Origin of the sequence: Bordetella ansorpii, assembly GCF_900078315.1 — a bacterium.
Classification (GTDB): Bacteria; Pseudomonadota; Gammaproteobacteria; order Burkholderiales; family Burkholderiaceae_B; genus Bordetella; species Bordetella ansorpii.
In genome coordinates, this window is the sequence record NZ_FKBS01000006.1 from 93,246 (window position 1) to 114,524 (window position 21,279).

Below are 21,279 nucleotides of genomic sequence, written 5' to 3' on the forward strand. Positions count from 1 at the left end.
ACCAAGCCACCTATGCAGCCATCACTTCGACCAAGCGTTCGACAGTGATTCCGCTTGCTTCAGCACCAGTTCGATCGCGGCATCCTCACCCACCGGCGGGTACTTCCACTTCTTCAGTGTACGCCGCACCAGAATCCGCAGCTTCGCCCGCACGCTCTCGCGTACCTGCCAATCCACTGTGGTGCTGTTGCGCAGTTTCTCGGTGATCTCGACGGCGATCTTCTTCAGGGTATCGTCGCCCAACTCCCGCACGGCGCTTTCGTTGTTGGCCAGCGCATCGTAGAAGGCGATCTCGTCCGGATTCAGTCCCAGCGCCGCTTCGCGTTCCAGCGCTGCCTGGAAGTCCTTGGCCATCTGGATCAGCTCTTCGATGACCTGCGCCGTTTCCACCGCCCGATTGTGGTACTTGCGCAGAGTTTCCAGCAGGCGGTCGCCGTACTTCTTCTCCTGCACCACGTTGTTGCGCGCTCGCGCCTTTATCTCGTCGCGCAGCAGCTTTTCCAGCAGCTCCACCGCCAGGTTGCGGGTCTTCATCTGTCGCACGTCTTCCAGGAACTCTTCCGACAGCAGGCCGATGTTGGGCTTGTCCAAGCCCGCCAGAACGAAGATGTCCGCCACCCCGTCTGCCACGATGGCATTGTCCAGAATCTGCTTGAGCGCGCTGTTCTTGTCCGCGTCGGAACGCTTGCGGTCCACCGTGGTGAACTTGACGATGGCGGCCTTGACGGCGGCGAAGAAGGCAATCTCCGTGCGCAGGGCGGCAGCATCATCGAGCGTGCTACACAGGGAAAACGCCTTGCTCACCGCCAGCATGGCATCGAGGAAGCGCTGCTTGCCGTCCTTCAGTCCCAGGATATGGTTGGCCACCGGCACCAGCAGCTTCATCGCATCGGTCTCGAACCCGCTGTAATCGAAGCCGTGCATCAACCCGCGCACGATGTCCAGCTTCTCCAGCAGCACGGCCAGGGCCTCTGCCGCGTTGTGCGCCGGGTCGCCCTTGCCCTTGGATTCGGTATAGGTCTTGAGCGCCGCTTTCAGTTCGTTGGCAATGCCGATGTAATCTACCACCAATCCACCGGGCTTGTTGCGGAACACCCGGTTGACGCGGGCAATGGCCTGCATCAGGTTGTGGCCCTTCATGGGCTTGTCCACATACATGGTGTGGCAGCAGGGCGCGTCGAAGCCAGTGAGCCACATATCGCGCACGATCACCAGTTTCAACGGGTTTGCCGGGTCTTTGAAGCGCTTTTCCAGGCGTTTTTTCACCTGCTGGCTGTACAGGTGTGGCTGCAACAAGGGCTTGTCCGCTGCCGAGCCGGTCATGACCACCTTGATTGCACCCTTTTCCGAGTCAGTGTCGTGCCAATCCGGACGCAAGGCAACGATGGCGTTGTACAGCTCGGCGCAGATGTCGCGGCTCATGCAGACGATCATCGCCTTGCCTTCCAGCGTGGCGGTGCGTGTCTCGAAGTGCTGCACCAGGTCGGCAGCCACCTGCTCCAGACGCGGCTGCGCGCCCACCAACTTGGTCAGCGCAGCCCAATCACTCTTGGTCTTTTCCCGGGCGGTGATGTCTTCCTCGTCCTCGATGACCTCATCCACCTGGGCATTGAGCGCGTCGATCTCGGCCTGATTCACGTCCAGCTTGGCTAGACGGCTTTCATAGAAGATCGGCACCGTGGCACCATCGTCTACCGCATCCTGAATGTCGTAGATGCTGACGTAGTCGCCAAACACCGCCCGCGTGTCCTTGTCCTCCAGCGCGATGGGCGTGCCGGTGAAGCCGATGAAGGTGGCGTTGGCCAGCGCGTCGCGCATGTGCTTGGCATAGCCGAATACGTACTTGCCGGTCTTGGTATCCAGCCGTCCCTTCATGCCGTACTGGCTGCGGTGCGCCTCGTCTGAAATCACCACGATATTGCTGCGATCCGACAACAACGGGTGCTGCTCCTCGTCGTCTAACAATGCGAATTTCTGCACCGTGGTGAAAATGATGCCGCCCGCCTCGCGCGAAGCCAGCATCTCGCGCAGTTCTTCGCGGCTACCGACCTGCACTGGTCTTTGCCGGAGTAGGTCTTCGGCGGCGCAGAAGGTGCCGTACAACTGCCCGTCCAGATCGTTGCGGTCGGTCACCACCACCAGCGTGGGGTTCTTCATCTCCGGCTGCTGCAACAGCTTGCCCGCGTAGCAGGCCATGGTGATGCTCTTGCCCGAGCCTTGCGTATGCCACACCACGCCGGCCTTGCGGCTACCGCGCTGCACTTCCTTGCCATAGGTGGCACGCGGCTCCTGCACCTCTAGCATCCCTTTGTTCGGACTGCTAGCGGCGATCACCGTGGCTTTCACCGCTTCGCGCACCGCATGGAACTGGTGGTAGCTCGCGATCTTCTTGATGATCTGGTCGGCATCCTGCTCGAACAACACGAAGTGGCGCACGTAGTCCAGAAACAGCGCAGGCTCGAAGAAGCCGCGCACCAGCGTTTCCAACTCGAACTCCAATAGCGGTCGGTCGTCCTCATTGGCGATCGCCCGCCAGGGCTGCATGCGCTCCTGGTTGGCCGTGAGCGATCCTAGCCGCGCCGTGAAACCGTCGCTGACCACCACCGCCACATTAGTGTTGAACAGGTCGCTGATCTCATCCTTGTAGGTCTGGATCTGGTTGAAGGCATCCCAGATATCGGTCTGCTCGTTGGCGGGGTTCTTCAGCTCGATCACTGCCAACGGCAGGCCGTTGACGAAGGCCACCAGATCGGGACGGCGCGGCTGCTTGGTGCCAGCCACGGTGAATTGGCTAACCAGCAGGAAGTCATTGTTGCGTGGGTTGGCGAAGTCGATGAGATTGACCAGATCGCTGCGTTTCTCGTCGCCCACTGAAAACTCAATCGGAATGCCGGCCAGCAGTAAGCGGTGCACACGACGGTTGCGTGCGATCAGCAGCGGCTCGCTGACCGTCAGAAGCTCGTGTGTCGCCTGCTCAAGCGCCGCAGCGGGGATGTGCGGATTGATGCGTGTGAGCGAAACCAACAGGCATTCGCGCAGTACGGTCTGACTATAGTCGGAGCGGGCAGGTTGGTCTCCATCGGGCGCAATGTCTGGACCCTGTGTGTATGTCCAACCGAGGCTCCCGAACCACCCAATGCAGAGGTCTTCGAGTTGTTGTTCAGTAATCATCTCACCTCCCCTGTCTGCTGCTTCACCGCATCCATGATTTGCTCGACCACTTCATCACGTAGTTGCGATGGATAGCCATTCTTTCGCAACGTGACTCGGATAACGTTACGCATTCGAGCCTGAGCGTCTTCGCGCTTGTCCCAATCTACAACCTGGTGTTTGGAAATATCGCGGGACAGCTCGCTGGCAATCAACGCGATACGCCCTGGTTCCACTTGCTGTGCGTCAGGATGAGCACGCAAGATGGCCTCAATGCTGAAAGACATTTGCTCCGAATCAATGATGGGAGCCTCCACAACGCCCACAGATGGAACAGAAGGCACTTGAACAACTTGAGTAGCCATCGAGCGCTCACGCTTTGCTGCCTGTGCAAGGCTGGCCTCTTCCTCCGCTTCGGCGGTTGCGATATTGCAATAATCAGACGCGCCGATCAGATCAGGAAAGAGGCTGGCATGATGCACGTTCATCCGCCGCAGATGGCGCAAGCAAACATCACGTTCTTCGTTACGGATATAGATCTTGCAGATGTATCTAGCCAATAAATCGGGCTGATCCTCTTCTGCTGCAGAGCGCAGCTCCTCATCCTCAAAAGCCTTGTCGTCGGCTAAAACATTCGCCAGCTTGTTTTCTATCGTGGCATCGTCAGGGGAGAAGGTGAACAGTCCGGCCTGATTAACCAATCTCCCATAGCTATCCTTGCGCGGCTCCCAAAGTCGGATGCCTGTTTCGCCCTCATTCTCTAGAATAAAACTTTTGTTAAGCACATAGACAACCCGGTAGGTGTTTTCCTCTTCATCCTTGCTGTCGGCCTTTGCAAAAGCAAAAAACAAAGCAACATAAGGAGAGTATGTCCAGTCCAACAAAGGCGTCATCAGCCCGTGATGCTGACCAATGGACCAAAGCTCGTCATTTTCATCTACAAGACTGTTGTCGCTTAGTCGCCCACGAATCGCTCTCTTGAAGCGTTCAAGCTGGGCTTCAGCCAAATTCTTGGTAACTATCCCATTGGCAGATAGGCGACCTAATGTAGGCATAAGGCTCCAATCAGAGCGGCGTTGCCCACGAAAAATCAGTTGTACGCCAAAACGATTAAAGAATGGGCTCTCTAGTAGCTCAGCGTAATTTCGCCAAGACTCCAAGCGTGTTACCGGGATACGACCGCTGCGCTCGTCCGCCATGACTTCAAAGCACTTTTCACCAGTTCTCCAGACCGGAATTCTCTCGAAATAATCTGTGCGTTGTTCTTCTGGGAGGGGGCTCTCTTGTTGAGTCATTGAGCATCCTCATTAAATGGGCACGAAACAGAAAGTTCTCCAGACATAAGTTTGGGGAGAAGCGTGTCACGCGTTAGAGCCAGTTTCCGCCCTTGTGCATCATGCCTCCGCTCCAGAATCGGACTAACCATTCGAAAGAATACTTCTAAGACCGAATTCGGGGGGGCAACTACCAGCTCGGCCTCAAGGAAATGGGACGTTTGAAAATTGGCAATTCCGGTACTCTGATTCTGATACTCCCAAGTCTTTCCTTGTTGATAGATGTAGGACAGATGCAAACTAAGTACTACACCAACCTCAATACTGACAGGCCTCAAAAGTCGGCAAAAGCTGGCAGGCTCGACTGGACAGTCAAACTCCCGCAGCGCGTTGGCAGTCATATAAAATGATCTGCCTGTAGGCTGATTTTTGCTGCCACCTGAAACCTCCAGAACAATATCGCCAACCTGTAGGCGCCGTGTGGCGAGCTTCTTCTGATTCGTATATCGAATGGGTACTCGGCTTAATTGAGCTTGATCTAAGTCGGGGATGTCAGTTCCGCGAATGATGGCAACACGCGTGTCTTTCACAGTATCCGGTGCTTCTATCCCCCAATCGCCGCCAATGGTGTACGAAAGCAATGAACCAAAGGGAACAAGACTCCATCCCTTTGGAGTTTCTCCCAACTCCGACTCTTCCATGGCATCGGGAAACAGCGCGGCGGTGGCGGCTAGTTGGTCGTGGTGCTCGCGGGGCATCTGGTCGAGCTCGGCGTCGGTCTTGCCGCTAGTGGCGCGCATGGCGGCGCGCAGCGGGTCTTGGCCTTGTTCGATGGCGGCGATCTTGGCCTTGACCGGATCGAAGTCGACGAACCAGGACTTGAAGATGGCTTGCGCCATGGCTTCGAGGGTTTGGTTGATGCGGCGGTTGAGGTCGATCTTGTTATCAAAAGAACGAAGTGTTTTGGCTATCGCACGCTGCTCTTCGATGGACGGCAATTCAAATTTAAACTGTGCCAGCGCATCTTTATCTCCGCGTGGCATTTTTGCACCCTTGGATGTTCTAATGCTGAACTCGGTGAATTTTTCCCACCGACAAAGATTATTTAGAAACCCAGGGCGCAAAGCAGTTTCGTCTTTAGTGCGAAAGACCAATACATCATTTGAGCAGTATCCATCAAACTCTGCTTGCCAAACTTTCTTGAAATATGTGCGAATATTAGAGAACAGCGTATCGCCAATAATAAATTTCGTCACGCTTCCACTTTTTGGCACGGTTACTGCTATTTCCACGCCCCCAAAGTCTGCCTGCATGTTCTCAGTTGAAACGTATGTCGCATAGGCTGCATCTTGTGCTTTGGCCTTCTCGGAAACAAAATCCACTAATTCACCGAAAACTGTTGGTCTCCACTTAGAAGCCATAACCCAACCCCGCCAAATTCTTCCTGATCTCCGCTTCCAGCTTGGCACTTTCCTCAAACTGCTCCGCCAGTTGCGCCGTCAGCCGCTGCATCTTCTCGGTAAAGGGTTCGCCGTCGTCTTCCTGCTCCGCCGCGCCCACATAGCGCCCCGGTGTGAGCACATGCTCATGCTTTCGCACTTTCTCCAATGAGGCGGATTTGCAGAAGCCGGGGACATCCTCGTACCCCTCGCCATGCTGCCAGGCATGGAAGGTATCGGCGATTTTCTGGATGTCGTCCAGGGTAAAGTCGCGCAGCACGCGGTCCTTCATATAGCCCAACTGGCGAGCGTCGATGAACAGGAATTCACGGCGCCGGTCGCGCTTCTTCTTGTCCAGTGCGAAGCCGTTCTGCTTGTCGCGGGTCAGGAACCAGATGCAGGCCGGAATCTGGGTGTTGGTGAACAACTGGCCGGGCAGCGCGACCATGCATTCCACGTAGTCGTCCTCGACCAGCCGCTTGCGGATTTCGCCTTCGTTGTTGGTGTTGGAACTCATGGAGCCGTTGGCCAGCAGCAGAGCCATGCTGCCGGTGGGCGCCAAGTGCCAGAGCATGTGCTGCAACCAGGCGAAGTTGGCGTTGCCCTGCGGCGGCGTGCCGGCAATCCAGCGCGGGTCGTTGGCCAGCTTTTCGTTCCACCATTCCTTCATATTGAAGGGTGGATTGGCCATCACGAAGTCGGCGCGCAGGTCCGGGTGCAGGTCGTTGAGCAGGGTGTCAGCCGGACCGGTGCCGAAGTTGAAGTCGATGCCGCGAATGGCCATGTTCATTGCGGCCAGCCGCCAGGTGGTGGGGTTGCTCTCTTGCCCGTAGACGCTGATCTGCCCGCTCTTGCCGTTGGCTGCCTTGCCGCCGTGCTGTTCGATGAACTCCTCGCTTTGCACGAAGAAACCACCGGAGCCCATGGCCGGGTCGTAGACGCGGCCTTTGAACGGCTGGAGCATTTCCACGATCAGGGTGACGATGCTCTTTGGCGTGTAGTACTGGCCGCCCTTCTTGCCTTCGGCCAGGGCGAACTGGCCGAGGAAGTATTCGTAGACGTGGCCGAGGATGTCCTTGGATTTCAGGTCCAGCGGCTGGCCCTTGTACTCCTTGGCGCTGAAGTCGGTATCCGAGAAGTGGCTGATTAGCCCGGCCAGCTTGCTGGAATCGAGCTGCACGCGGGCGAAGTCTTTGTTGAGCACGTTCTTCAGGCGGGCGTTCTCGCGCTCGACAGCCTCCATGGCGTTGTCGATCAGCCAGCCGACCGAGCGCATTTCCTCCGGCTCGTCCTTGCCCGGCTTGTTCCACGGCAACGCCGCCTTGGGCGGCAGTTGCGCGCAATCGCGTAGGGTTTGCCAACGCGCTTCCACCGGGACCCAGAACACGTTCTTCTCGGTGTAGTAGTCACGTACTTCCAGTTCGGCGGCGATGTTTTCTTCGTACTCCTGGGTGCCTGCACCGCCGTATTCGTCCGGATTCATGTAGTAGTCATGATCCGGGTTGGTGAACTGCTCGCGCAGTTCGCGCTGCCGTTCTTCGAAGGCATCGGAGACGTACTTGAGGAAGATCAGCCCGAGCACGACGTGCTTGTACACGGCGGCGTCGAGGTTGGAGCGCAGCTTGTCGGCGGCGGTCCAGAGCTTCTTTTCCAGGTCGTTAAAGAACTGTTGTTCTATGGGTTTCATGCACAAATGCCTTGTTCTATATGTTTCATGTCGTTATGCGATCACCGGCCTACGCCCGGTGCAATACGCACCGGCTGCTTGATACGGGCGCGGACTTGTTGGTAGATCGGAATGTCTTCCTTCGCTTCCAAAGTCACAGCGAGCCCGTAGGGAATGACAGCATCAAGGCGTGCGGTCGCGTCCTTTTTGCAGGTGACGCGAATGCGCAAGGTCTCACCATCCTCGAAAGCCTGGATCTGCTTCTTGCCTTCCAGCACTTCATGCTGCACGGTGCCACGCTCCACCTGATTGTGGTCACCGTCTTGACGATCCAGTTTAAGGATCTGACTGGACCAATTCCCCCCTCCGGGCTCTAGCGTCAGTTTGGCTTCTCGAAGATTGCGGTGGTCCGGATTGATTGGTGTCAGCCAAGCTAAGGTCACTACCAGCCGCCGCCAAATCTTTTGGGAAGAGAAGCCGGGAGGGATCGGAAAGGCATACTCATGTACCTCGTTTTCTCGTATCTCTCCACAGCCTAGGACGGTTGCTCGCTGGGCAGTGCAGGTCAGCACACGCTCGATATCCACGGCTCCATAGCCTAGGTAGCGCGTGATTACCTGCTTGAACTGACGAGAGTTGCGCGCGTCTTTCAACGCTTGTTCGATGTGTTGCTTGCCAGCGTCGTCTTGCTTAGCTCCATGTACCAGTAGCGCCTTCATCAGCACCGACATCAACGTCTCGGGAATATCCTCCCCCTCCTCATTGCGTAGTCTGTCCAGCATGTCGTACAGCCGCACCGCGCCTCGTGTGGCCAGCGCCGTCGCATTGCTGGTGCCACGCCAGAAGGCTTCGTTGTTCAAAACGCCTTGCTGTCTGCTGTCCAGCGCAACTTTTTGACCTGGCCCGACGATGGAGTTGTCGACGCTGTACAGGGTAGATCTAGCTAGCACAGGGGCGTTGTAGAGTTGCCGCCCTCCGGGCATGAGGATGTCAGGCTTTATGGAGCGTTTAAAACCAAAGCCCAGACGGGTGGCAGGACTGAACAGTGTTTGCGAAGGCAGCACATCGACACGCTGGCCAAATTGCGGATATGCATCTCCAGAATCATCGGCGTGAGCGGCTCCTACCGTAATGGCGTTCATCGCTTCTGCTGGCGAAAGCAGGCGCCGGGAAGTCAAGCTATTTGATATTGCTTTGACGGTGGCACTTACCTTCTCTCCATCAGAAAGAGCGGCGAACTGCTGTTGATTGAGTCCGATATTAATCTTGTCGCAGTAGTTGCCCGCGCTGATGCAGAACAGCACGCGGTGGCGGTAGGCCAACCAGTCGAGTAACCGTGCCCAAGGACTCGGCGTATGGATAAATTCCCGTGCTGTATCACCAATGGAAAGATTGATGACCTTGACCGTAGGCGCTTGCGCGGGAACGTCGCCAGAGCCTTCGAACATGCGCCGAATGGCAATATGGATGCGGTCTTCAAAGAAAACGTCATCCGGCATATGTTCATCATGTTCGCGTGTCTGATGGTCAGGCTGCATCACCGGGATGCAATACAGTTTGTGCGGTAGCGGTTCGGACTCGGGATTGCTGCGATCCCCATGAAGAATCAAGGAAGCCATGGCAGTACCATGCTTGCGCTCTCCAGGTTGATAAGTTGCCTCCAAGCCAAAGGTGTCATCAACCAGCAGTCGGTCTTTCAGCGCTTCATGCAATTGCAATGGAGCGCCATCAAGGAGCGCTGCGACAGGAGGGAGGGCACTGACACTTTCGGGGAACGCAGCCGGCTCTCCCTCGCCCTCCTCAGAAACCGCCAGGCTTTGCCCGGTAGGGCGGAAATACATGATGCCGGCGAATTTGAACAACTCAATGTCGATATCAGCGTCATCCGCAGCTACTTGATCGAGCAGCGACTGAATGGCGTGAGCAGGCAATTCGGCCTTGACCGCATGGAATGCGATCTGAGGCATATCAAGGAACTCCGAAAGCGTTTGGCCTCCGAGGCCTTCAAGCAAGGATCGAATTGTTGCTTCATTATTTCGACGCTTTTCAACCCTCTTGCGGTAGAAAAGCTCAATCTGAAATCTCACCTTCTCTTTGGGGTCGAGGGGTTCAAGCAGGTCTTGCCAGCGGTCGATCATTCCTGTTTCGACCAATGTCTCCTCAATGCCCCAGCGCCTCAGCACGTTCAATTGCTCGAAAACGGCTTTCCACTTTGTTTTTCCGTGGGGCAGGCTTCTATTGGCTTTCCATTGCTCCCAAAGCGCGAGAATCTCTTGCAAGCCCGCCATGTTGCTCATGGCCAGAAACATGCGACCGCTCAGCGGCTTAACCGCAGGTTGACCGGCAGCATCTCGCTCATGGAAGCCATCATCCTCAGCCTCCAGATCGTCGATTTCCGTCTCCCCTAGCCACTCCAAGCCAGCCGCTTCAACGGCTTGTCGGAAGTCGTCCAGACGTCCAACGATCTCGATGACCAGGACCATTTCAGGTTCGAGCCCGGCCAGAGCACCAGTCAGGCTGGCCTGATAGCGTGCGAAGTCTTCTTCCAGATGTTCGATCTGTCTTCCAATACGGGCTACTTGGGCACCATGGCCGGGCAAATTCTGTTTTCCCGGAGGAAAACCGTTGCCCTTTTCTGGCTGGAGAATTCGCTTTTCAGGAAAAACCAGTAATGGCAAATACTCATCAGGCATATCCCCCTCCTTGTGCCTTATTCGTCTGATACTTCTTTATTGGCAGGTTTCAACCGCTTCTTCCATTGTTCCAACCTGGAAGAGACGATGGTTCTGGCGTCATCTACCTTCTGATCTAGTACCGCTCTCCGGACTACTCCCAAGCAGAACTCTTCCACCTCTGAAAAACTGAGGCCTAAAAGTCTTTTTGCGACAGTCTCATTGGCCAAGCCAAAATTGACCTTGCTGCGTTCACTGATAGAGGCGACGAACGCGGTCAACTGTGCGCGTGTAGGAAGAGGGAGTTCCAGTCGAACCTGAAAGCGCCGCCAAACGGCCCTATCCAAAAGTTCTGGGTGATTGCTAGCAGCAACGACAACGACATAATCTGGAAGATCGTCGAGTTGAAGCAGCAAAGAGCTAACGACACGCTTTATCTCCCCCGTTTCATGAGTGTCACCTCGCTCTTTGCCCAATGTTTCGAACTCGTCAAAGAACAACACGCAGCGCCGTGTTCGAGCGTAGTCAAGTAAGGCTTTCAAGCGGATAGAAGTTTCGCCCAGGTAGCTGCCAATCAACGACTCATAGTGCACAACGATCAGCGGCACCATCAACTCAAATGCCAACGCTTCAGCAACCGATGTTTTACCGTTCCCTGGCGCCCCAGCTAGTAGGATTCGATGCCTTGGGCTTAAGCCGTGAGCATGCAGCAACTCAGCACGATGCTGTTCTTCGACAACTTCTCGTAACTGCCCGCGAATACTATCGTTAAGCACCAAACTTTCCAGCGAACGCTCTGGTGTCAACTCGGCAATCAGATCTTTCTGCGCTATGCCCCCAGTTTGGGCTGGTCGCGTCGCTGCTGCAGAAGGCTGGAATAAGGTCGGCTGATGGGCTGGCGCTCGTAATGCCTTTTCCAGGCGGTCGGCTAGGATTCGGTGCCCCTTGCCACGTTCTTCTTGAATCAAGGCTTCGGTCGACTTCCGAAAAGAAGGTTGGTCGCCGCTACTGGCTGCTTTTACCAGGGCGACCAAGGTATCAGCTTGTGCCATATGTGTTCACCTTGACGAAAAATTTAGGTGGCATTGTCGTACTCCGAATTGGCGTTTGTTCAGGGGCTGTCAAGCACACGTCTTGCATTGATAACTCAAGCAGGCCAGTACAGCCGCTTCAGCGGCACGATTCGTTTGGTTTCGGCGTCTGTAGCGTCGTAGTGCTCGATCAGAGCGCGCACCACATGGTCCAGCGTCCACATTGCCAGAGGGATGGATGCTCGATCTGCTTCGTACTGGGCGTCCTTGGTGAAGCCGCCAGTACTGACATACAGCCCACGATCATCCTTGTGGCGGCCGCCGAGGAAGCTACGGATTTCCTGACTGCCCATCTGTCCTTTGCGGTGCTTGACCTCCACGACGATGCGCGGGTGTTCGAAGCCGAAGCCGTCGGGCGATGCGACGATGTCCTTGCCCCGGTCTGAACCAGGTGGTGAAACTTGGGTCTTGTAGCTCATGGCGCGCAGGATACCGGCGACCAACTGCTGCATGTCGTCCCAGTCGAGTTCGTTGACCCGATCCTTGATGCGCTCCAGCGCTTGGGACTCGATGTCGGCCAGTGGGTCGGCGATGACTTCCTCAGCCTCGTCTTCCACTATTGGAGCAGGTTTACCCTTTAGCGCCGCCAGAACTTCGGAAGCCGCGCTGAACGGCACCTCGAAGAGGGTCAAGGTTGAACCCAGGCTGTTTTTTGTGCTGGTGCCCAAGCTGTCACGCGGCAACTCCTGCGTTTGCCATTGCACCTTGCGCGCCAGCGGCATGCCTTGCTCGACCCACTCCGGGTGGTGCTCGGCTGAACTAGTGACCTTGCCAATCGAGTACAGGCGATTGGCTGGCGAATAGGTGATGACCCAATCGCCATCCTGGATGTCGTTGACGAAGCGCCAGACCTGGGATGCGCCCGATACCACCGTGCCTTGTTTTACTTGGGGCTCGGCGGACTGGTACAGGGCGATTAGCTGCTTACGCCCGACACCGGGTTTGGCATGGGCCGCCAGTTGATTCCAGCCCACAGCAGCCACGCCGCGTTCGCGAAAGGCGTCGTACAGGCTACCGCCTTCGCCGCGCACCATCCACATCCGTGCCATCGCATTCCCTTTCGTATTTATAGTCATCAGTCCAGCACCACCAGAAACTCAGTCGCCAGTGCGGTCGGCTGAACATCCCGAACTTTGCGCTGCAGCGAAACCAGTCCGTAATCCGACATCATCCGCAGGGTGCGCGACAGGTTTGGTACCTTGCGGCCGCTGAGTTCGGCCAGCTCGGTCAGGGACTTGGGTTGTTTGTCATGGATAAGGTGCAACAGGCGGCGATTGTCGTCCGACAGCACTGCTGCCAGTGATGCCAGAGACGGAAACCAAATGCTGGGCGTTTCGCTTCCTTTCGGCGGCGAACTTTCTGGCTGTCGGATACCCACAATGCAGCGCTTCATGATCGCGAATCCAATGACACGTTGATTCAAAATTGTATCAGTGTCTGATAATCATCGTCGATCACAAATGCCTTCCACAAAGGAAAAGACAGGTGTAAGGGAATGGCAATCAAGGGGCAACGGGCCTACCCCAAAAAGGAAAAGGCCATCGGTGCCCCGGACGGGCTCACACCACCAAATTGGCCGACGGCGCCAGCCTGTCGATGTAATCCGCCCACGCTTGCAGCATCTCCCGCCGCTGCTCGGCGTACTCTGCCCGGTTATAAACACCACGTACCCCGCCAATCGTGTGATTCAACGCCTTCTCCACCACATCTGAAGGCCAGCCCTGCTCATGTAGCAGTGTCGAAGCAGTACGCCGCAGATCATGAATAGTGAAAGCCGGAATCTCCTGCCCTTGCAATGACACTTTCAGTGCATGATTCAGCGCATTGTCTGCGAAGGGCTTGGTCAAGGAACCTCGTCCAGGCAACACCCAAACACTGCTGCTGGCCATCGGTTTGAGTTCCTCGAACAGTGTCTTAGCCTGTGTGGATAAGTAGATGATGTGCGGCTTGCCGGTCTTGGAGTTTTCCACTGGAATATGCCATTCGCGTTCGTCCAGATGCACGTCTTTCCACTGAGCTTGCATCAGCTCGGATTTACGTACCAAGGTCATCAGGATCAATTGGAAGGCGATCTTGAACTGACGACGAATGTTGGAGGTTTGCATGGCACGAAGGAACAGCCGGATTTCTTCTGGTGTCAGTGCCCGGTCACGAGTGGTAGCTCGGTAGACGTGTCGCATAGGTAGCGCCATGACCGGGTTGGCCTGGATCAGGCCGCAAGTCAGTGCGTAGTCGAACATACGTTTGAGCAGGCCACGAACTTGGCCTGCTGCAGCGTCGAAGCCTTGTTCCTTCTTGCGCCAGATGAGGTTGCGTACGTCTTCGGTGGTAACGTCTTTGACCCGTTTGTTGCCGATGTGCGGCAGGATGTCCTTCTCAAGGTAGCGCTTCGGTATGGTTATGTCTTTGCGGTCACGTGACTGAATATCTTTGAAGAAACGGTCAGAAAAGTCAGTGACGGTGGCATCTTCAGAGCCAACGACTTTTTCCTGTTGCTTTTTCTTGGCAGGCGATTCGCCCATCGCAATTAGCTGAGCAGCTTCGTCTCGTTTCAGTCGGGCATTCTTCAGTGTCAGAGCTGGATACTTGCCCAGAGTGAGCTTTTCACGTTTGCCATTAAGCCGATAGCGATAGCGCCAGACAATGCTGCCGCTTGGCAGCACCTCAACGTACAACCCACGATCATCGCTGACGATATACGAGGCACCCTTGGGTTTGAGTGCTTTGAGCGCAGTATCTGTGAGAGACATGGACCCTCCATTGGGTCCATCTAAATTATTTAATCAAGCCATTCGGCATATTTGGACCCGTTTATGGACCCGAATAGCAATGGCTGTGACTGTATCACCAAATCCGTCAGTAGACAAAAATTCCTTTATTTATGCGGCTTTCAGGAGCATCAGTAGACTTCAATGGATGTCCCTGGATATCACATCACTTCCCAATACAGAAACTCGAAAAAATCTCCCCCAGCAGATCATCGCTGGTGAACTTCCCCGTGATCGACGTCAGGCTTTCATGCGCCAGCCGCAGTTCCTCGGCGAACAGATCCAGCACCCGATCATCCAGCTCGGCATGTTCCCCGGCAATCGCCAGATGCTCCGCCGACGCCTGCAGCGCATGCAGATGCCGTTCGCGCGCCAGCCAGGGCGATTCCCCACCGGGGTTCCACCCCGCCAACCGCAGCAGCTCGCTGCGCAGCGTATCGAGCCCCACCCCTTCACGCGCGGAAATCGCCAGCGACCCTTCCGGCGCCACAAACCCCGCCGCATTCCCCAACAGATCCGCCTTGTTGTAGACCACCAGCACCGGCGTGCGCGCCGGCAGCCGATCGGTGATCGCGGCATCCAGCTGATCCCCCGGCCGCGTGACATCCTGCAGATGCAGGATCACATCCGCCCGCTCGATCTCTTTCCACGTACGCGCGATGCCGATGCTCTCCACCGTATCCTCGGTCTCGCGCAGCCCCGCGGTATCGACGATATGTAGCGGCACACCATCGATATGGATCTCCTGCACCACCTTGTCCCGCGTCGTGCCCGCAATAGGCGTCACGATGGCCACTTCGTCACCCGCCAGCGCATTCAGCAGGCTCGACTTTCCCACGTTGGGTTGCCCGGCCAGCACCACATGCAAGCCCTCGCGCAGGATCACGCCCTGGCGCGCCTGCGCGATCAGCGTATCCAGATCGGCTACCAATGCCGCCAGCGTCGGCCGCGCCTGGTACTTCTCCAGGAAGTCGATTTCCTCTTCCGGAAAATCCAGCGTCGCTTCGACCAGCATGCGCAGGTGCACGATGCGTTCGGCAAGCGTTTCCACGCGCCGCGAGAAGTCGCCGGACAGCGACGCCATCGCGCCACGCGCCGCCGCCTCGGACGACGCGTCGATCAGGTCCGCCACGGCCTCGGCCTGGGCCAGGTCCATCCGATCATTCAGAAACGCGCGCCGCGTGAACTCGCCCGGCTCGGCCAGCCGGATGCCCTGCTCGCGCGCCGCCTCCAGGCAACGCGACAGCAGGCGCCGCAACACCGCGGGTCCGCCATGTCCCTGCAACTCCAGCACATCTTCGCCGGTGTACGAGTTCGGCCCCTTGAAGTACAGCGCGATCCCCTGGTCCAGCACTTCGCCGTCGGCCGCCGTGAACGGCAGGTAGTGCGCATGCCGCGGCGTCAGCGTCCGGCCGAACAGCGACAGCATCACAGGCACCAAGTCGGAGCCTGACACGCGCACCACGCCAATGCCGCCCCGTCCGGGAGCAGTGGCGATGGCAGCGATGGGGGCGGTGGGGAACATCGGGTAATTACTCTGTTTAAAAGGCCTGGGGGATAAGGGAATATACCTGCTGCCCGGCACCCTGCCTTGCCCTCAATCGACTTGGCATGGACTTTGCTGGTTCAGCATGCATCACCGGCCACAAGCCGGCACACCATGGAGAACACAATGGCGTTCAAGTTCGCACGGGCACTGGCCTGTGGCGCGGCGGCGGTGGCAATGGCTTTCGGTGCGGTGGGGGCGGTCCAGGCGCGAGACCTGGTGGTGGGATTGAAGACCGAGCCCAGCTCGATGGACCCGCAATATCACGCGCTCACGCCCAACATCCAGATCTCCAACACGATGTTCGACGGCTTGGTGAACACCGACCCCAAGCTCAATCCGAAACCGGCGCTGGCCGAGTCGTGGACGGTCGACGGCAAGGTCTGGACCTTCAAGCTGCGTAAAGGCGTCAAATTCTCCGACGGCTCGCCGTTCACGGCGGAAGACGTGGTCTTCACCTATGAACGCGTGCCCAAGGTGCCGAACAGCCCGTCGCCCTTCACGCTGTATCTCAGCGCGGTCGACAAGGTCGAGGCGGTGGATCCGCAGACCGTGCGCGTCACCACGAAAGAGCCTTCGCCGCTGCTGCTGGTGAACCTGGCGCAACTGCCCATCATGTCGAAGAAGGCCGCGTCGGGCGCGGCCCCCGAAGGCAAGACGACGATGGAGTTGAACAGCGGCGACGGCCTGGTCGGCACGGGCCCGTACAAGTTCGTGTCGTGGAAGCGCGGCGCCGAACTGGTGCTGGCGCGCAATGAAAACTACTGGGGGCCCAAGCCCGCATGGGACCGCATCGTCTACCGGCCCATGACCAACGCCGCTTCGCGCGTGGCCTCGCTGCTGGCAGGCGACGTGGACATGATCGAGGATCCCCCGACCGATGACCTGGCGCGCCTGAAAGAGAACAAGAAACTCTTCGTCGAACAGACACCTTCGGCGCGCATGATCTACGTGGCGATGGACCAGTTCAACGCCGAGAAAAGCCCTGGCATCCAGGGCGCCGACAAGAACCCGCTGAAGGACAAGCGTGTGCGCCAGGCCCTGTCGCTGGCCATCGACCGCAACGCCATCGTGCAGCGCGTGATGGGCGGCGCGGCGCTGCCCGCGGCCAACCTGCTGCCGTATCCGATGTTCGGCACCTCGAAGGAACGCACCGCCATTCCGAAGGCGGATGTCGAAAAAGCCAAGGCGCTGCTGAAAGAGGCCGGCTACCCCGAGGGCTTCTCGATCACGCTGGGCTCGCCGTCGGGCCGCTACATCAACGACGCCAAGGTGGCGCAGGCCATCGCCTCGATGTGGACCCGCATCGGCGTGAAGACCAGCGTGGACGCGCTGGCGCCGCCGGTGTTCTTCAAGGGCCGCGACTCGTATCAGTTCAGCGCCTATCTGGCCGGCTGGGCGGTATCGACGGGCGAGATGTCGAACCCGTTGAACTCGCTGCTGGTCACGCCGGATCCCAAGCGCGGCGTGGGCACCACCAACCGCGGCCGCTACTCGAATCCCGAGATGGACAAGCTGGTCGCGCAGGCCTCGTCCACGATGGACGACAAGGCGCGCGCCGAACTGCTGCAGAAGGCCAGCGGCATGGCGGTCGACGACTATGCCCTGCTGCCCATCCACTTCGAGCTGTCGGTGTGGGCAATGAAGTCGGACCTGCGCTATCAGGGCCGCGCGGACCAGACCACCGAAGCCCAGTTCGTCACGCCCGCGAAGTAATCGACGTGCCGCTTATCCGTTGTAGCTGTAGAAGCGGCGGGAGGAGGTTGCCGTGCTAGCCACGATCATCCGCCGCCTGCTGCAGACGATCGTCGTGATGGTGGTGATGTCGGCGTTGGTGTTCGCCGGCATCTACATGATCGGCGATCCCATCGCCATGCTGGCCAGCCCCGAGGCCACCGAGGCGCAGCGTGAAGCCATCCGGCGTGCGCTGGGATTGGACCTGCCGTTGTGGCGCCAGTACCTGATCTTCATGAGCCAGGCGGTGCAAGGCGACTTCGGCAACAGCTTCCTGACCGGCGAGCCGGCCATGCGCCTGATCCTGCAGCGCATGCCGGCCACGCTGGAGCTGGCCACCGTGGCGATGCTGATCTCGGTGCTGGTGGGCGTGCCGCTGGGCATCCTGGCGGGCCTCAAGCCGAAGGCGGCGCGATCGCGCGCCATCATGACGGGCTCGGTGCTCGGTTTCTCGCTGCCCAACTTCTGGGTCGGCATGATGTTGATCATGGTGTTCGCGGTGATGCTGGGCTGGTTGCCGGCCAGCGGGCGGGGCGACACCGTGGCGTTGGGGCCCATCGGTCTCAGCGTGCTGACGCTGGATGGCTGGTCGCGCCTGCTGCTGCCCGCGCTGACCATCGCGCTGGCCAAGTGTTCGCTGGTGATCCGCGTGACGCGCGCGGCCACGCGCGAATCGCTGCCCATGGACTACATCAAGTTCGCGCGCGCCAAGGGCCTGTCCGAAAAGCGCGTGCTGGGCGTGCACCTGCTGAAGAACATCCTGATTCCCGTGGTGACGGTGTCAGGCCTGGAGTACGGCCAGGTGATCGCCTTCGCCGTCGTCACCGAAACGGTGTTCTCGTGGCCCGGCATGGGCAAGCTGCTGATCGACTCCATCATCAACCTGGATCGTCCGGTGGTGGTGGCCTACCTGATGCTGACGGTCTTCCTGCTGGTGATGCTGAACCTCGTGGTCGACATTCTGTACACCGTGCTCGATCCCCGCGTACGTCTGGATGCCCGCCGATGACTACCACCACGCTTTCCACGCCGGCCGTCGAGTCTCCGTGGCGCAGACTGGCCTCGGATTTCTTCGCCAGCAAGCTTGCCACGCTGGGCCTGGTGCTGCTGGTCCTGGTGATCGGCGCGGCGCTGCTGGCGCCGTGGATCGCGCCGCAGAATCCCTACGACATCGGCTCGCTGGACATCATGGATTCCAAGCTGCCGCCGGGCGGCGAAAGCATGACCGGCAGCGCCTATCTGCTGGGCACCGATGGCCAGGCGCGCGACGTGCTGTCGGCCATCCTGTACGGCCTGCGCACCAGCCTGATGGTGGGTTTCGTGTCGGTGCTGGCGGCGTTCGCCATCGGCGCGGCGGTGGGCCTGGTGGCGGCTTATTTCGGTGGCCGCGTGGATGCGCTGCTGATGCGCATCGTGGACATCCAGCTGTCCTTTCCCGCCATCCTGGTGGCGCTGATGCTGTTGGCCATCCTGGGCAAGGGCGTGGACAAGGTCATCATCGCGCTGGTGGTGGTGCAGTGGGCCTATTTCGCACGGGCCGCGCGCGGCGCCGCGCTGGTCGAGCGCGGCAAGGAATACGTCGAGGCCGCGCGTTGCCTGTCGCTGGGATGGGGGCGCATCCTGTTCCGCCACGTGCTGCCCAACTGCATGCCGCCCCTGATCGTCATCGCCACCATCGACCTGGCGCACGCCATCGCGCTGGAGGCTACGCTGTCGTTCCTGGGCGTGGGTGTGCCGGTGACCGAACCCTCGCTGGGCATGTTGATCTCCAACGGCTTCGAGTACCTGCTGTCCGGGCAATACTGGATCTCGTTCTTTCCCGGCATCGCGCTGGCCATCTCCATCATCGCCATCAACCTGGTGGGCGATCATCTGCGCGACGTGCTCAACCCGCGCCACGTTTCCTGAGGGCTGCACGCCATGGACAACGTCATCGCCCCTGAAAACGAAGCCGTGCTGGACGTGCGCGGCCTGAAGACGCATTTTCATACACGCGCCGGCGTGGTCAAGGCCGTGGACGGCGTCGACCTGACGCTGGCGCGCGGCGAGATCCTGGGCCTGGTCGGCGAGTCCGGCTCGGGCAAGAGCATCACCGGCTTCTCGTTGATGGGCTTGCTGGACGAGCCGGGCCGCATCGTCGACGGCAGCATCCGCTTCGCGGGCAACGACTTGCGGCAGGCCTCGCCCGCGCAGTGGCGCACGCTGCGCGGCAACGAGATCGCGATGATCTTCCAGGATCCGATGATGACGCTCAACCCTGTGTTGCGCGTGGATACCCAGATGATCGAAACGGTGCTGGCGCATCACGACGTCAGCCGCGCCGAGGCGCACGACCGCGCACTGAAGACCCTGGCGATGGTCGGTATTCCCGCGCCGCAGGAACGCCTGCGCGCCTATCCGCATCAATTGTCCGGCGGCATGCGGCAACGCGTGGCCATCGCCATCGCGCTGCTGAACAAGCCTCGCCTGATCGTGGCCGACGAACCCACGACCGCGCTGGACGTCACCATCCAGGGCCAGATCCTGTACGAGATGCAGAACCTGTGCCGCGACACCGGCACGGCGCTGATCTGGATCACGCACGACCTGGCGGTGGTCGCGGGGCTGGCCGACCGCGTGTCGGTGATGTACGCGGGACGCGTGGTGGAAACGGGCGCCACCGGCGACGTCATCGGCCATCCGCTGCATCCCTACACGCATGGCCTGATCGCCTCGATCCCCACGCCCGAATCGCGTGGCAAGCCTTTGGCGCAGATCCCGGGCATGACGCCTTCGCTGTTGAACCTGCCGCAGGGCTGTGCCTTTCGCACGCGCTGTCCCCGTGCCTCGCAGGCTTGCGAGACAGCGCCCGAGTCCGTCGAACACCGGCCCGCGCATTGGGTGCGCTGCTGGCATCCCGGAGAGCCGTAAGTGGATACCCCCCAGAACGCCGCATTGCTGCTGTCGCTGCGCCAGGTACAGATGCGCTTCGTGCAGCCGGTCGACGTGGCCGGCCGCATCGCCAACCTGTTCGGCGCGGGCCTGAAGACGCTGACCGTGCATGCGGTCGATGGCGTGGATCTCGACGTGGCGGCTGGCGAAGTCATCGGCATCGTCGGCGAGTCGGGTTGCGGCAAGTCCACGCTGGGCCGCATCGCCGCGGGCATCCTGCGGCCGACCGACGGCGCCATCCACTACCGCGGCCGCAACGTCGCCGGCCTGCAGGCCGACGAGCGGCGCCAGTACGAACTGGGCGTGCAGATGATCTTCCAGGACCCGTATGCCTCGCTGAATCCGCGCATGCGCGTGGCCGACATCGTGGGCGAGGCGCCGATGGTGCACGGCCTGGTGACGCGCCGCGACCGCACGGAATACGTGGCCGAGCTGATGCGCCAGGTGGGGCTCGATCCTTCCTATGCGCAGCGTTATCCGCACCAGTTCTCCGGCGGCCAGCGTCAGCGCATCGGCATCGCGCGCGCGCTGGCCCTGAAGCCTTCCGCCATCGTGTGCGACGAGGCCGTGGCCGCGCTGGACGTGTCCATCCAGGCGCAGGTGCTGAACCTGTTCGAGCGCCTGCGCGCCGACCTGAACCTGACGTACCTGTTCATCAGCCACAACCTGAGCGTGGTCAGCCACATCTCGGATCGCGTGGCCATCATGTACCTGGGCCGGGTGGTCGAGCTGGCGAGCGCGCAGGACGTGTTCGCGCGCGCCAACCATCCGTACACGCAGGCATTGCTGAAGGAACTGCCGACGCTGTCGGCGGGCCGGCGTCAGTACCAGCCCATCAAGGGCGAGCTGCCGTCGCCGTTGGCGCCGCCGCCGGGCTGTACTTTTCACCCCCGTTGTCCGCACGCCATGCCGCGTTGCAAGACCGAGCAGCCGATGCTGCGCCGCGTGGCGCCGGGCCATCTCAGCGCCTGCCATTTGAATGACGCTCCCGCGGCATGATTTAAGATG

Annotated in this window: 15 protein-coding genes; 5 read left to right on the forward strand and 10 right to left on the reverse strand. The window is 59.3% G+C overall.

Going from position 1 to position 21,279, the window contains the following annotated elements; translation table 11 throughout:
* Positions 1-21: 21 nt before the first annotated feature.
* The 10 genes from A7W11_RS01560 to mnmE all read right to left on the reverse strand — a co-directional run bounded on the left by A7W11_RS01560 (position 22) and on the right by mnmE (position 15,585).
* A complete protein-coding gene (locus tag A7W11_RS01560) occupies positions 22-3,171 on the reverse strand; it encodes a type I restriction endonuclease subunit R (protein WP_066406815.1) in 3,150 nt (1,049 codons plus the stop codon).
* Positions 3,168-4,445, reverse strand: coding sequence for an FRG domain-containing protein (locus tag A7W11_RS01565; RefSeq protein ID WP_066406819.1), 1,278 nt, complete (start codon positions 4,443-4,445; stop codon positions 3,168-3,170). Before A7W11_RS01565 ends, A7W11_RS01560 begins: the two co-directional genes overlap by 4 nt.
* Entirely contained in the window at positions 4,442-5,845 is a 1,404-nt protein-coding gene (locus A7W11_RS27210) for a restriction endonuclease subunit S (protein ID WP_082887025.1), read from the reverse strand. The genes A7W11_RS01565 and A7W11_RS27210 overlap by 4 nt, the downstream gene beginning before the upstream one ends.
* Positions 5,835-7,550, reverse strand: a complete 1,716-nt coding sequence (locus tag A7W11_RS01575) for a class I SAM-dependent DNA methyltransferase (protein ID WP_066406828.1) — start codon at positions 7,548-7,550, stop codon at positions 5,835-5,837. Before A7W11_RS01575 ends, A7W11_RS27210 begins: the two co-directional genes overlap by 11 nt.
* Positions 7,551-7,591: 41 nt before the next feature.
* Complete coding sequence (locus A7W11_RS01580; RefSeq protein ID WP_066406831.1) at positions 7,592-10,222, reverse strand: S8 family peptidase; 2,631 nt, start codon at positions 10,220-10,222, stop codon at positions 7,592-7,594.
* Positions 10,223-10,239: 17 nt separating this feature from the next.
* Complete coding sequence (locus A7W11_RS27215; protein WP_082887026.1) at positions 10,240-11,253, reverse strand: AAA family ATPase; 1,014 nt, start codon at positions 11,251-11,253, stop codon at positions 10,240-10,242.
* A 95-nt stretch (positions 11,254-11,348) separates the two neighbouring features.
* Positions 11,349-12,341 carry a restriction endonuclease gene (locus A7W11_RS01585; RefSeq protein ID WP_066406833.1) on the reverse strand — a complete coding sequence of 331 codons (993 nt, stop codon included), beginning with the start codon at positions 12,339-12,341 and terminating at the stop codon, positions 11,349-11,351.
* Between the two features lie 26 nt (positions 12,342-12,367).
* The gene (locus A7W11_RS01590; protein ID WP_066406836.1) at positions 12,368-12,685 is read right to left on the reverse strand and encodes an HVO_A0114 family putative DNA-binding protein; all 318 of its coding nucleotides are present in this window, start codon (positions 12,683-12,685) and stop codon (positions 12,368-12,370) included.
* A gap of 166 nt (positions 12,686-12,851) precedes the next feature.
* Positions 12,852-14,042, reverse strand: a complete 1,191-nt coding sequence (locus A7W11_RS01595) for a tyrosine-type recombinase/integrase (protein ID WP_066406838.1) — start codon at positions 14,040-14,042, stop codon at positions 12,852-12,854.
* Between the two features lie 184 nt (positions 14,043-14,226).
* Positions 14,227-15,585: a tRNA uridine-5-carboxymethylaminomethyl(34) synthesis GTPase MnmE gene (gene mnmE / locus A7W11_RS01600; RefSeq protein WP_066406840.1), complete on the reverse strand. Its 1,359-nt coding sequence runs from the start codon at positions 15,583-15,585 to the stop codon at positions 14,227-14,229.
* Positions 15,586-15,732: 147 nt separating this feature from the next.
* Between mnmE and A7W11_RS01605 the strand changes: the two genes are divergently transcribed.
* Genes A7W11_RS01605 through A7W11_RS01625 form a run of 5 tightly spaced genes read left to right on the forward strand, consistent with a single transcriptional unit; the run spans position 15,733 to position 21,270 of the window.
* Complete coding sequence (locus A7W11_RS01605) at positions 15,733-17,322, forward strand: ABC transporter substrate-binding protein (protein WP_066406841.1); 1,590 nt, start codon at positions 15,733-15,735, stop codon at positions 17,320-17,322.
* Positions 17,323-17,374: 52 nt separating this feature from the next.
* A complete protein-coding gene (locus A7W11_RS01610; protein WP_066406842.1) occupies positions 17,375-18,349 on the forward strand; it encodes an ABC transporter permease in 975 nt (324 codons plus the stop codon).
* Entirely contained in the window at positions 18,346-19,248 is a 903-nt protein-coding gene (locus A7W11_RS01615; RefSeq protein ID WP_066406844.1) for an ABC transporter permease, read from the forward strand. Before A7W11_RS01610 ends, A7W11_RS01615 begins: the two co-directional genes overlap by 4 nt.
* A gap of 12 nt (positions 19,249-19,260) precedes the next feature.
* Positions 19,261-20,250, forward strand: coding sequence for an ABC transporter ATP-binding protein (locus tag A7W11_RS01620; protein WP_066406846.1), 990 nt, complete (start codon positions 19,261-19,263; stop codon positions 20,248-20,250).
* A 51-nt stretch (positions 20,251-20,301) separates the two neighbouring features.
* On the forward strand, positions 20,302-21,270 hold the full coding sequence (locus A7W11_RS01625; RefSeq protein WP_082887042.1) for an ABC transporter ATP-binding protein: 969 nt from the start codon (positions 20,302-20,304) through the stop codon (positions 21,268-21,270).
* The last annotated feature ends 9 nt before the right edge of the window (positions 21,271-21,279 follow it).

Coding starts and splice junctions, on each gene's coding strand:
- A7W11_RS01560 (WP_066406815.1), bottom strand. CDS start 3,171: ATGATTACTGAACAACAACTCGAAGACCTCTGCATTGGGTGGTTCGGG.
- A7W11_RS01565 (WP_066406819.1), bottom strand. CDS start 4,445: ATGACTCAACAAGAGAGCCCCCTCCCAGAAGAACAACGCACAGATTAT.
- A7W11_RS27210 (WP_082887025.1), bottom strand. CDS start 5,845: ATGGCTTCTAAGTGGAGACCAACAGTTTTCGGTGAATTAGTGGATTTT.
- A7W11_RS01575 (WP_066406828.1), bottom strand. CDS start 7,550: ATGAAACCCATAGAACAACAGTTCTTTAACGACCTGGAAAAGAAGCTC.
- A7W11_RS01580 (WP_066406831.1), bottom strand. CDS start 10,222: ATGCCTGATGAGTATTTGCCATTACTGGTTTTTCCTGAAAAGCGAATT.
- A7W11_RS27215 (WP_082887026.1), bottom strand. CDS start 11,253: ATGGCACAAGCTGATACCTTGGTCGCCCTGGTAAAAGCAGCCAGTAGC.
- A7W11_RS01585 (WP_066406833.1), bottom strand. CDS start 12,341: ATGGCACGGATGTGGATGGTGCGCGGCGAAGGCGGTAGCCTGTACGAC.
- A7W11_RS01590 (WP_066406836.1), bottom strand. CDS start 12,685: ATGAAGCGCTGCATTGTGGGTATCCGACAGCCAGAAAGTTCGCCGCCG.
- A7W11_RS01595 (WP_066406838.1), bottom strand. CDS start 14,042: ATGTCTCTCACAGATACTGCGCTCAAAGCACTCAAACCCAAGGGTGCC.
- mnmE (WP_066406840.1), bottom strand. CDS start 15,585: ATGTTCCCCACCGCCCCCATCGCTGCCATCGCCACTGCTCCCGGACGG.
- A7W11_RS01605 (WP_066406841.1), top strand. CDS start 15,733: ATGGCGTTCAAGTTCGCACGGGCACTGGCCTGTGGCGCGGCGGCGGTG.
- A7W11_RS01615 (WP_066406844.1), top strand. CDS start 18,346: ATGACTACCACCACGCTTTCCACGCCGGCCGTCGAGTCTCCGTGGCGC.
- A7W11_RS01620 (WP_066406846.1), top strand. CDS start 19,261: ATGGACAACGTCATCGCCCCTGAAAACGAAGCCGTGCTGGACGTGCGC.
- A7W11_RS01625 (WP_082887042.1), top strand. CDS start 20,302: ATGCGCTTCGTGCAGCCGGTCGACGTGGCCGGCCGCATCGCCAACCTG.